The organism is Streptomyces sp. NRRL B-24572, assembly GCF_002156145.1.
GTDB classification, from domain to species: Bacteria; Actinomycetota; Actinomycetes; order Streptomycetales; family Streptomycetaceae; genus Streptomyces; species Streptomyces vietnamensis.
Genome location: NZ_MWIG01001041.1, coordinates 1 through 898 on the forward strand (window position 1 = coordinate 1; position 898 = coordinate 898).

Here is an 898-nt window from a genome sequence, read left to right on the forward strand (position 1 = left end):
TTCTTCCACCACGGCGGCCATTCGCTGCTCGCGGCCCGGCTGACGAACCACATCGCCGAGGCGCTGGGCGCGCGGCTGACGATCCGGGACGTCTTCGGGCACCCGACGGTGGCGGGACTTGCGGAGCTGGTCGCCGGACGGGGTGCGGGAGAGGCTCTCCCGCCGCTGGTCGCGGGGGAGGGAGCCGGTGAGTCGGCTCCGGCGTCGTTCGCGCAGCGGCGGTTGTGGCTGCTGGCTCAGCTGGAGGGGGACAGTGCGGCCTACAACGTGCCGATGGTGGTGCGGTGCGAGGGAGGGCTGGACCTCGGGGCGCTGGAGTCCGCGCTGAGTGACGTGGTGGAGCGGCACGCTCCGCTGCGAACGGTGTTCGAATCGGTGGAGGGCGAGCCGCGCCAGCGGGTCCTGCCGCCCGAGCGGGCGCGCGTGTCGGTGGAACGTCGGCGTATCGGCGCCTCCGATGTCGACGCGGCGCTTGCGGAGCTGGCCGGTCGTGTGTTCGACCTGGCTGTGGAGCTGCCGTTGCGGGCGGTGGTGTTCGAGGTGGCGGACGGTTCGGCGGTGCTGTCGCTGGTGGTGCACCACATCGCGACGGACGGTCTGTCGAATGCGGTGTTCTTCGGAGATCTGCAGCGGGCCTATGCGGCTCGGGTGGCCGGGGCCGAGGGTTCCGTCCTGGAGCCCTTGACCGTGCAGTACGCGGATTACGCGGCCTGGCAGCGGCGGGTACTGGGCTCGGCGGACGACCCGGACAGTGTGCTGGGCCGGGAGTTGGGCTTCTGGCGCGGGGCGCTGGAGGGGCTGCCGGAGGAGCACGGGCTGAACCTGGACCGTCCGAGGCCGGCCAAGGCGTCGCATCGGGGCGGTCAGGTCGAGGTCGGTCTCGGCGCGGATCTCTTCG

At 72.3% G+C, this 898-nt stretch carries 1 protein-coding gene; it reads left to right on the plus strand.

From position 1 onward, the window contains the following. The coding region (locus CCN56_RS39860) for a condensation domain-containing protein (protein ID WP_256962431.1) at nucleotides 1–898 on the plus strand (898 nt) is incomplete at both ends.